General features: G+C 62.6%; 8 protein-coding genes. 5 read left to right on the forward strand and 3 right to left on the reverse strand.

From position 1 onward, the window contains the following. The 3 genes from Q7L05_RS15950 to def all read right to left on the reverse strand — a co-directional run. Window positions 1-576 (reverse strand): transcription antitermination factor NusB (locus Q7L05_RS15950; RefSeq protein ID WP_303909013.1); only part of this gene is annotated, 576 nt, incomplete at its 3' end. Next, the gene (fmt, locus tag Q7L05_RS15955; protein ID WP_303909017.1) at window positions 569-1516 is read right to left on the reverse strand and encodes a methionyl-tRNA formyltransferase; all 948 of its coding nucleotides are present in this window, start codon (window positions 1514-1516) and stop codon (window positions 569-571) included. The genes fmt and Q7L05_RS15950, both read right to left, overlap by 8 nt. Window positions 1517-1637: 121 nt before the next feature. Then, complete coding sequence (gene def / locus Q7L05_RS15960) at window positions 1638-2141, reverse strand: peptide deformylase (RefSeq protein ID WP_303909020.1); 504 nt, start codon at window positions 2139-2141, stop codon at window positions 1638-1640. A gap of 144 nt (window positions 2142-2285) precedes the next feature. Here def and Q7L05_RS15965 point away from each other — a divergent pair, with 144 nt between their 5' ends. The 5 genes from Q7L05_RS15965 (at window position 2286) to Q7L05_RS15985 (ending at window position 8960) form a co-directional block, all read left to right on the forward strand. Continuing rightward, window positions 2286-3410, forward strand: coding sequence for a LysM peptidoglycan-binding domain-containing protein (locus Q7L05_RS15965; protein ID WP_303909023.1), 1125 nt, complete (start codon window positions 2286-2288; stop codon window positions 3408-3410). A 198-nt stretch (window positions 3411-3608) separates the two neighbouring features. Further along, complete coding sequence (gene dprA, locus Q7L05_RS15970; RefSeq protein ID WP_303909026.1) at window positions 3609-4721, forward strand: DNA-processing protein DprA; 1113 nt, start codon at window positions 3609-3611, stop codon at window positions 4719-4721. Between the two features lies 1 nt (window position 4722). Next, the gene (locus Q7L05_RS15975; RefSeq protein WP_092998065.1) at window positions 4723-5205 is read left to right on the forward strand and encodes a DUF494 family protein; all 483 of its coding nucleotides are present in this window, start codon (window positions 4723-4725) and stop codon (window positions 5203-5205) included. Window positions 5206-5764: 559 nt separating this feature from the next. After that, window positions 5765-8095 (forward strand): type I DNA topoisomerase, encoded by a 2331-nt coding sequence (topA, locus tag Q7L05_RS15980; protein WP_303909031.1) that lies wholly within the window; start codon window positions 5765-5767, stop codon window positions 8093-8095. A 331-nt stretch (window positions 8096-8426) separates the two neighbouring features. Next, on the forward strand, window positions 8427-8960 hold the full coding sequence (locus Q7L05_RS15985) for an L-threonylcarbamoyladenylate synthase (RefSeq protein WP_411293348.1): 534 nt from the start codon (window positions 8427-8429) through the stop codon (window positions 8958-8960). Window positions 8961-9061 lie beyond the last annotated feature (101 nt).

Consider the following 9061-nt stretch of genomic DNA (forward strand, 5'->3'; position numbering starts at 1 on the left):
CAATGCCGCGAGGTACCTTTCGCGCGTGGTTTTTTGGCCGTTCACGCGCAAGGTCATCGGGGGGCGGGCATTGTTGGCCTCGACCACCGCCGGCCACTGTTGCGGCCAATCGGCCCGCAGCCGCTGCAGGAGCCAGACGGGGTGGGCGGTGGTGGCGCTTTCATCGCCACTCACTTTCTCCAGCAGCGCCTCGCGTTCCCGTCCCGCGCTGCGCAGTACCGCATTGGTGAGGCCCCGTGCCCAATCCTTCTTCAGTAATCGAACCGCCGCCACGGTCTCTCCGACAGCGGCATGGGGCGGCATTTCAAGAATCAGCAGCTGATAAAGCCCGACCAGCAGGAGGGCTTCAACTTCCCGCTCCCTGGCCTTGAGCGGCTTGGTGAGCAACCGCTTCAGGAGGGCGCTGAGTCGCGGGTACCAGCGAACGGTCCCGTAGGCCAGCTCCTGGGCCAGGGCGCGGTCCCTGGGCGGCAATCCGTCGAGCCCCCGCAGGACGAGTTCACTCAGCGAACGACCAGCCATCACACCGGCGACGATCCGTGCAGCACTCACACGTGGTGCAGCGCTATCACTCATCTTCGAACCGCTCCGCCTTGATTGGGTGTGCATTGACGAAGTCTGCCACGTCCATGGGACGTTTGCCCGGTAGCTGCAGCCTTTTCAATCGCAGGATTCCGTTTCCGGTCGCCACGTCGATACCCTCACGATTCGCGGCCAGTACCGCGCCAGGTGCGGCATCGCCAGTCGAACCCTCGATGGTTTCCGCCTCCCATACCCGCAGGGTATCGCCCCGCCAATGGGTCTGGGCGACCGGCCAGGGGTTGAAGGCCCGCACCTGGCGCGCCAGTGCCTCGGCGGGGAGCGCCCAGTCAAGACGGGATTCGGACTTGGTGAGTTTGGCGGCATAGTTCGCCTGCGCCTCGTCCTGCGGTTCGGGCTCCAGCCGGCCGGCCTGGAGAGCATCCAGGGCCTCCAGCAGGGCTTTGCCCCCCAGCATGGCGAGCCGATCATGGAGACTCTGTGAGGTCTCGTCCGCTTCGATCGGAGTGGAAAGCTTGTGAAGCATGGCGCCGGTATCCAGACCGGCGTCCATCTGCATGATGGTAATGCCAGTCTCATCGTCGCCGGCCAATATGGCCCGGTGAATGGGAGCCGCACCCCGCCAGCGGGGCAGCAGTGAGGCGTGCACATTAAGGCAGCCATGGCGCGGGATCTCCAGCACCGCTTTCGGCAGCATCAGGCCATAGGCGGCCACCACCATCACATCCGGGGCCAGCATAGCGAGGCGCTTCTGCTCGTCGGGATCCTTCAGGCTGACCGGCTGATAGACGGGCAAGCCGTATTCCTGCGCCAGTTGCTTTACGGGACTGGCCTTCAGCTTGCGGCCGCGGCCCGCCGGCCGGTCGGGCTGCGTATAGACCGCCACGACGCGATGCCGGGAGTCGAGCAGGGCCCGGAGCGAGGCGGCGGCAAAGTCTGGTGTGCCGGCGAAGACGATGTTTAATGGTTCTGGCATTGGAATCTATTGTTTGTACGGGAGGGGCGATAGACCTGCCCGCCGCTCCTGCCCCGGTACAGTGGCCCGGTCCTCGCAGGAGCGGCGGAAGCTGCGAAATGAACTGGCGAATTTTTCGGATCTACATGGTCTGGCGGCGCTGCTTTTCGAGTTTCTTCTGGATGCGCTGCCGTTTCAGACTGGAGAGGTAATCAACGAACAGCTTGCCTTCCAGGTGATCCAGTTCATGTTGAATGCAGACGGCGAGCAGCCCCTCCGCCTCCATCTCGAAGCTCTTCCCGTCGAGGTCGATGGCCCGGACCTTGACACGGTCGGCACGCTGCACCTTTTCAAAGAAACCCGGCACCGACAGGCAGCCCTCTTCCATCTCTTCGATGCCGTCCTTTTCGAGGATTTTCGCGTTGATCAAAACCAGCGGATCGTCGCGCTCTTCGGAGATGTCGACCACCACCAGTTGCCTGGCAACATCGACCTGGGTCGCGGCGAGCCCGATACCGGGTGCGTCGTACATGGTCTCCAGCATGTCGTCGGCCAGTTGCCTGATCTCACCATCGACCGACTCCACCGGTTCAGCCCGGTTCCGCAGCCGCGGGTCGGGAAAATGCAGGATGTTCAAAATCGCCATAACTGATGTTCCGGTCTGTTGGGGGTTGCTCCGGCAGACCCCGGTAACCCGATCATACTGAATTCGCCATTGTGACGCTCATACTGTCGACGCGGTTCGTTTTCCGATAAACTCCGCAGAGGTTGCCTAACCGAAGGGATGTCCATGGATAACCCCACATTTCGCGCATTGCTGCCAATAGCGGTGGCTGCGCTGCTTTACGGCTGTGCCAGTGCCCCACCGGAAGTCCCGGCAGCAGCGTCGATCGACCGCGAGCCCGTCGCCACAACCGAATCGTTCACTCCTGCCTCGGACCCGGAACCCATCGTGCTCAAGCGCGACTATCCCGAGCGTTACGTGGTCAAAAAGGGCGATACGTTGTGGGATATCGCCGGCCATTTCCTTCGGGATCCCTGGCGCTGGCCCGAACTGTGGCAGAACAACTCCTTTATCGAGAACCCGCACCTAATCTATCCGGGCGACGTCCTCATACTGGTATATATAGAGGGACAGCCGACCCTTGAAGTTCAGCGGGCCGAAAAGCGGCTCCCGGGCGAGCGGCTTTCGCCCAAAATACGTGTCGAGGAGCTCGAACAGGCTATTGCCACGATCCCTCTGGATGCAATCCGTCCCTTCCTGCAGCGGCCAAGGGTCCTGGATGAGGAAGAGCTGAATGCGGCTCCCTACATCGTCGCTACGGCTGACGAACATCTGATGGCGGCCACCGGCAACAGCGTCTACGCGCGCGGCCTCAATGAGCCGGATGCGACCAGTTACGTGGTGCTGCGCAAGGGTCAGGCCTACCGGAACCCGGGCTGGTTCGGCGAGTTGCTCGGCTACGAGGCGATCCATGTCGCCGATGCCAAGGTCCAGCAGTTCGGTGACCCCGCAACACTGCTTGTCACCGAATCCCGGCGGGAGGCCTTGAACGGCGATCGGTTGCTTCCGGGCCCCGAGGAGCGCATCACCGCCAATTTCATTCCGCGGCCACCCGAGAACGACGTCAGCGGCCGGATCATTGCGGTGGTCGACGGCGTCTCGCAGATCGGTCAGTACCAGGTGGTGGCAGTCAATCTGGGGCTGCGTGAGGGGATGGAAGCGGGTCATGTACTCTCGGTCTACCAGCAGGGCAAAACGGTACCCGATCCGCATACCTGGGGCCGCGTCACTCTGCCGGAGCAGTATGCCGGCGTGATGATGGTTTTCCGCCCCTTCGAGAAGATGAGCTATGCGCTGGTAATGGAGGCGACCCGGACGATGCACGTGCTGGATCGGGTGACCAATCCATAACATCATCTCAATGCGTTAACCGGGAAGGGATCTTCGCACCGCGGGGACGCAGAGTTCGCCCAGGTTCAGGGATGCGTTGCGCGAGGCGGAACGAAAACGCGAAGGCCTTTGCTCCCGTGATTGCTCCGCATACCTCTGCGTGTCTCTGCGGTGACCAGCCTTTCTGGAATAACCCGAACCACGAAGGAGCTGCATCTCTTGCCAGCCAGCACTGACAGGGAGGAATTGCACTACCGGCTGGCACTACTGCATGCGCCGGGTGTGGGTCCTGTGGCCTTTTCCGGGTTGCTCGGGCGCTACGGCAGTGCCGCTGCCGTGTTCCGCGAGGGGCGTGAACAGGGGGCGCTCGGTACCTATTTGCGTGAACCGGATTGGGCCGCGGTGGAACGGGATCTCGTCTGGTCCGAAGAGCCCGGCTGCCGATTGCTCCTCCAGGGCGAACCCGAGTACCCCGAGCGGCTTGCCACTGTTGCCGATGCGCCTCCGGTCCTTTTTGTTCGCGGAGACGCCGCCCTGCTGACCGGGCCGCAACTGGCCATAGTCGGCAGTCGTAATCCGACCCCGCTGGGGGCCGAAACGGCACGAGAGTTCGCGCACCACCTGGCGGGTGTGGGGCTGACCGTCACCGGCGGGCTCGCCCTCGGCATCGATGCCGCCGCGCATCGCGGCGCGCTGGCGGCCGAAGGGAGCACGGTTGCCGTGTTTGGTACCGGTCTCGACCGGGTCTATCCGGCACGGCACCGGGAACTCGCCCATGCCGTCGTCGAGGCCGGCAGTACGCTGGTGTCGGAATTCCCGCCGGGGACGGCACCGCTGCCGGGCCATTTCCCCCGCCGCAACCGAATCATCAGCGGACTCTCACTCGGTACCCTGGTGGTGGAAGCGGCCCCGCGCTCCGGTTCGCTGATCACCGCACGCCAGGCCAATGAGCAGGGCAGGGAGGTGTTTGCGGTGCCCGGCTCCATTCACAACCCGTTGGCGCGGGGGTGCCACCGTCTCATCCGCGATGGTGCCAAGCTGGTGGAGACCGCACAGGACATCCTCGAGGAGCTTGCACCGCAGCTCGAAGCGATACTGAGAGAGCCGTTGCAGGGGCCCGAAGCAGGCCCTCGGCAACCGGCTCCGGAGCTGGATCAGGAGCACCGGAATCTACTGGTGTGCCTGGATCACAGTCCCACCAGCGTCGACCGATTGGTCGAGCGCAGCGGATTGACGGCCCATTCGGTTTCCTCCATGCTGTTGCTCCTGGAACTGCAGGGGTACGTGGTCTCCGTCGCTGGCGGCTACGCCCGTACCGTCAAGAGAGAGTGAGATGAAACAAGACGTTTTCGAGATTCTGCTGTATCTATTCGAAAACTATGTCTACGACGACGACGGCGATCTGGAGGCGGATCGTGAAACCCTTCGTAGCGAACTGACCCAGGCCGGTTTTCGACAGAGCGAAATCGGCAAGGCGTTTGATTGGCTGGAAGGTCTGGCAACGATGCAGGACAGTCCGGACTCCTACCCGCTCGCCAACCAGCAGTCGGTGCGCATCTACTCCGATCCGGAATGCGAGCGGCTGGACAGCGAGTGCCGGGGTTTTCTACTGTTCCTCGAACAGATGGGTGTCCTCGATCATGGCACGCGGGAGATGGTCATCGACCGGGTGATGGCCCTGGACAGTGACGACAGTGACCTCGATCAGCTCAAGTGGGTCGTGCTGATGGTGCTATTCAATCAGCCCGGCCAGGAGGCGGCCGTGGCCTGGATGGAAGACCTGGTACTGGATGAAATGGCGGGCTTGCTGCACTAGTGTACTGTTGCATGCTTGGCGATACTTTCAGAGCCCCCCAAAAGCGTCAGGACAAGGCGCAGCGCGCAGGCAATGGTTACTCCCTTGTCAAGCGCTGCAACGCCGTCATGGCGTTTTTGGGGGGCTCCCTTCGGGCGAGCCGCTGGCCGGCCATCTGCGGCGTTGCCTTTCTTGGGCCGCTCTTGCGCATCCATGCGCCCGCGGCATTTGTGCGTCCCTGCACTTCAAAGGGCTCGCCATTCCCTGCGAAACGCGCCTTGCATGATGTGCATGGATGCACGAATGCCACGGGCGCAGGGATGCGCAGGAGCGGTCTGGCCGGCCAGCGACTCGCTGAAAGCACCGACAAGCATGCAACAGTGCACTAGACTCCGTCGTCGGGACCCGCTTTCAATGCCCGCTGCCGCGGGCATTGCTGTTTAGGGCTCAGGGAAATTCGGGTTCGGTTCAGCAGGCTGCCGAGAGGAAAGAACCGAACTTCCCGGCGTATTGGATCACTAAGGGCAACAACAGCCTCGGCCCGGCGGGAGCGCCGGGCTCTCTATAACGAGCGAACCGTATGACCAAAAACCTGGTAATCGTTGAATCGCCGGCCAAGGCGAAGACCATCAAGAAATACCTGGGCAAGGACTTCGAGGTCCTGGCCTCGTATGGGCACGTGCGCGATCTGCTGCCGAAGGAGGGGGCAGTCGACCCCGAGCACGACTTCGCCATGCGCTATCAGGTGATCGACCGAAACGCCAAGCATGTCGATGCCATCGCCAAGGCCCTAAAAAAGGCCGATGCGCTCTATCTCGCGACTGACCCGGATCGCGAGGGTGAGGCCATCTCCTGGCACCTGTATGAACTCCTGAAAGAACGCAAGCTGCTCAAGGACAAGGAAGTGGGCCGGGTGGTCTTCAACGAGATCACCAAGGGCGCCGTCCGGGATGCGGTCGCGCATCCGCGGGAGCTCTCCCTGGATCTGATCAATGCCCAGCAGGCCCGCCGTGCGCTGGACTATCTGGTGGGCTTCAATCTCTCGCCGCTGCTGTGGAAGAAAATCCGCCGCGGCCTCTCCGCGGGCCGGGTGCAGAGTCCCGCGCTACGGATGATTGTCGAGCGCGAAGAGGAGATCGAACGCTTCCAGTCCCGGGAGTACTGGAGCCTGGAGGCCGACGTCTCCAGCAAAGGCCAGAACTTCGCCGCCAAGCTCACACAGTACGCGGGCGACAAGCTCAATCAGTTCAGTGTCGAGGATGGCGATACCGCCCACGATTGGGAGAGAAACCTGCTGAAGGCCGCCGACGGTCGGCTGACCGTCGACAAGGTGGAGAAGAAGCAGCGCCGCCGTAATCCCGCCGCGCCCTTCACCACCTCGACGCTCCAGCAGGAGGCGTCGCGCAAGCTCGGTTACACCGCCCAGCGCACCATGCGTACGGCCCAGCAACTGTACGAGGGTATCGACCTCGGTGGCGAAACAGTGGGCTTGATCACCTACATGCGTACCGATTCGGTCAACCTCGCCCAGGAAGCGATCGGCGAGATCCGCGACTTCATCGGCCAACGCTACGGCTCGGACAATATTCCCAAGGAGCCGCGGCTCTTCAAGACCAAGGCCAAAAATGCCCAGGAGGCGCACGAGGCGATCCGCCCCACCGGTATCACGCACGTGCCCGAATCCATCAAGGGCTATCTCTCCAAAGACCAGGCCAAGCTCTACGAGCTGATCTGGAAACGTACGGTGGCCTGCCAGATGATCCACGCGACCATCGACACCGTGGGTGTCAACCTGGTCTGCGGCGAAGGCAATGTGTTCCGCGCCAACGGCTCGACGGTGGTCAATCCGGGGTTCATGGCTGTCTACCAGGAGAGTGTGGACGACAAGAAGGACAAAGAGGAAGAGGGCAAGCTGCTGCCACCGCTGCTAGAGGGCGAAAAGGTCGATCTGCTCGGCATCCGTCCCGAGCAGCACTTTACCGAGCCACCCCCGCGCTATACCGAGGCGAGCCTGGTCAAGACCCTGGAGGAGCACGGTATCGGTCGGCCCTCCACCTACGCCTCGATCATCTCCACCCTGCAGCAGCGTGAATACGTGGAGATGGACAAGAAGCGCTTTATCCCCACCGATGTGGGCCGGGTGGTGAACAAGTTCCTTACCCAGCACTTCACCAACTATGTGGATTACGATTTCACAGCGAAGCTGGAGGATGAACTGGACGCCATTTCGCGCGGTGAAGCGGAATGGGTGCCCATCATGCACCGTTTCTGGAAACCGTTTCACGAGTTGGTGGAGGACAAGGAGAAGAGCGTTCAGCGCAAGGATGTGACCCAGGAAGAGTTGGACGAGAAGTGCCCCAAGTGCGGTCAACCGCTCTCCATCCGTTTGGGACGCCGCGGGCGCTTCATCGGCTGTACCGCCTATCCCGAGTGCGATTACACCCGCAATCTGGGTGAGAGTGCCGATCAGGCCGCTACCGAGCCCGAGAAGGTGGAGGGGCGGACCTGCCCCAAATGCGACTCGGAACTGATTATCCGTTCCGGACGCTACGGTAAGTTTATAGGCTGTTCGAGCTACCCCAAGTGCCGTTATATCGAGCCGTTGGAGAAACCGGCCGATACCGGCGTCGAGTGCCCCGAGTGTCACAAGGGCTCGCTGCTGGAGCGGCGCTCGCGCAGTGGCAAGACCTTTTACTCCTGCTCCCGTTATCCCGACTGCAGCTATGCGGTATGGAGCCCTCCGGTGGCCGAAGCCTGCCCCAAGTGCCACTGGCCGGTACTCACCATCAAGACCACCAAGCGGCGGGGCACCGAGAAGGTCTGTCCGCGCAAGGAGTGCGATTTCGCCGAGCCGGCGGAGGAGAAGGATGAGGAGCCGACGGAGGATGAGCAGCGCAAGGCGGCCAACTGACTTTTTGCACCACAGAGGCGCAGAGTACGCAGAGAATTGATTCCGGGTAACTGCTCACTCCCCCGTCATTCCCGCGGAGGCGGGAATCCAGAGAGCAGGGGCATGGCTCAAAATGGATCCCCGCCTGCCCCCCGCCTGCGCGGGGGTGACAGGGGATGACGAATCTCCTATGCCGCGCATGATCAACCGGGCGAGCAGTTAGGGATTCCGGAAGCTAAGCGGCCCCCGGCGTTCGGTTGCTATCCGGCAGTTTCTTTGGGTCCTCAGTGTTCTCAGTGGTTATTCAGAAAAGAGGCGTCAGGTGAGATCCCCAAGTGCCCACCGGCTGCGAATGGCGCGCAGGGTCCTGCAATCCGGCGGCATCATTGCCTACCCGACCGAAGGGGTCTGGGGACTCGGCTGTGATCCGGCCAATCCGTCCGCCATCGAAGCCATCTTCCGTCTCAAGGGTCGTGCCGCGGCGAAAGGCCTGATTCTGGTCGCAGCCGAATTCCGTCAGCTCGAGCCCTGGCTGGCGCCGCTGGACCCGGAGGCCCGATCGCGTGTGCTCGCCAGCTGGCCGGGACCGGTCACCTGGCTGCTGCCCGCGCGTTCTTCGGCCCCCCCCTGGCTACGGGGACGACATGCGACGCTGGCGGTTCGCGTCTCCGATCATCCGGTGGTCCAGTCCCTGTGCAGGACCGCGGGGATGCCGCTGGTTTCAACAAGCGCCAATCGCAGCGGCGGCCGCCCCGCCGTCAGTGCTTTCGAGGTACGGCGTATCTTTGGCAAGGATATTGATTTGATCGTCCCCGGTGAGTTGGGCGGGCGCAAGCGGCCCAGTGAGATCCGCGACCTTTCGGGCCGGGTCCTTCGTCCCGGGTGATGGCTTGATCAACCACGGAGGACACAGATGACTTTTTGTTTTTGTGCTCTCGGCAACTGCTCCATGCGTTGCTCTACCTCCTGCATCCATGCAGTCGTGTG

It is taken from the genome of Thiohalomonas denitrificans (genome assembly GCF_016841685.1).
Classification (GTDB): domain Bacteria; phylum Pseudomonadota; class Gammaproteobacteria; order Thiohalomonadales; family Thiohalomonadaceae; genus Thiohalomonas; species Thiohalomonas denitrificans_A.

What these genes read in the sequence shown, in the direction of transcription:
- Q7L05_RS15985 (WP_411293348.1), top strand. Translation starts at nt 8,427, where the DNA reads ATGGCGCGCAGGGTCCTGCAATCCGGCGGCATCATTGCCTACCCGACC.
- Q7L05_RS15975 (WP_092998065.1), top strand. Translation starts at nt 4,723, where the DNA reads ATGAAACAAGACGTTTTCGAGATTCTGCTGTATCTATTCGAAAACTAT.
- def (WP_303909020.1), bottom strand. Translation starts at nt 2,141, where the DNA reads ATGGCGATTTTGAACATCCTGCATTTTCCCGACCCGCGGCTGCGGAAC.
- topA (WP_303909031.1), top strand. Translation starts at nt 5,765, where the DNA reads ATGACCAAAAACCTGGTAATCGTTGAATCGCCGGCCAAGGCGAAGACC.
- fmt (WP_303909017.1), bottom strand. Translation starts at nt 1,516, where the DNA reads ATGCCAGAACCATTAAACATCGTCTTCGCCGGCACACCAGACTTTGCC.
- Q7L05_RS15965 (WP_303909023.1), top strand. Translation starts at nt 2,286, where the DNA reads ATGGATAACCCCACATTTCGCGCATTGCTGCCAATAGCGGTGGCTGCG.